Source organism: Lactobacillus sp. UMNPBX17 (assembly GCF_002553735.1).
GTDB classification, from domain to species: domain Bacteria; phylum Bacillota; class Bacilli; order Lactobacillales; family Lactobacillaceae; genus Lactobacillus; species Lactobacillus gallinarum.
In genome coordinates this window covers 1-1136 of the sequence record NZ_PCYT01000153.1, presented here as the reverse complement: position 1 = coordinate 1136, position 1136 = coordinate 1, and the positions used below count along the sequence as shown (strand labels likewise).

Annotated in this window: 1 tRNA gene; it reads right to left on the bottom strand. The window is 34.8% G+C overall.

Annotation, left to right across the window (positions count from 1 at the left end):
• Positions 1-997: 997 nt before the first annotated feature.
• Positions 998-1070: transfer RNA gene (locus tag CP368_RS10055), tRNA-Asn, on the bottom strand.
• Between the last annotated feature and the right edge of the window lie 66 nt (positions 1071-1136).

The following is a 1136-nucleotide window of genomic DNA, read 5'->3' as shown; positions in this document are numbered from 1 at the left end:
ACCAGACGGCTTTTATATTTTATCAAATCTCAAATCCTTTGTCAAGAACTTTTTTGATTTATTTTTCGTCGCCTCGGCTCTCGCCTGACGACATTTAAATATATTACTCGTTTTGCTTTAACTTTGCAAGTCTTTTTTTCAAAAACTTTTTTTAAAGCTCTCGAGCTCTTCGTCATCTCTCAAGACGACTTTATTAATTTACCCTACTTTCTCTTTTTTGGCAAATCCCTCTTTTGTTCGAGTTATTCATGAAACACATGGATGTGTTGTAATCCAGCTTCTCTTTTATACTTTTCTTTTTAACAGCTTTTTATTTATTCTAGTCTTATATTATCGATTTAGCTTACAATTACCGAACTTTATTTGCAAAACACTTTTTCAATTTTTTGTCAAAATATTTAACACCACACTAAAATTGCAGCAGCATTGGCAAATAATATTTCAATTTCACGCTTTTATTTTCCTCACTACACTTATCGCCAAGTTTCCTCAGTACCTTGCATTACAACTAAGTAATTCAAAGATCTCAGTTAGAAAATTATGCAGATAGACTTAGGCTCAATTATGATTAGCTTATTCGGTATCCGATATATTTATGTTCAATATGAATTTAAACGTATACAAAAATGTTAATAATCAACTCACTCAACCAGCAATCTTCAAGAAGATTCTTTTTTTCTTATAAAGGTAAGCTTCGTACTAATTATCTAAATGCCAAATTTTTCATGCTTGATCAAAGCGGTTTAAGCAGATAATTCAGCTTAACCTTCCCTAAAACTTCTTAGTGACTCATTCATTACGACTAGCATCCTATCTCAGACAAAGCGGTCAGTACCCAATATTTACTCAAGTTGACCTCATTGGATTTTATTAAGATAAGATCTTAATAAGAAGGGGCAAGCAAAAAAGAGGAGACCAAGCGTTCATGATCTCCCCTTTTTTCATCTTTTCCTCTTAAACAAAAAAGAAGGAAGCTAGGCTTCCTTCTCTCTCCTTACTCCGGCTGTCAGACTCGAACTGACGACATCTTGATTAACAGTCAAGCGCTCTACCAACTGAGCTAAGCCGGAATATTAAAAAAGAGCACGGCAGCTTCCTTTCCTCGCAGGCAGTTGCCCACCAACTACTTTCGGCGT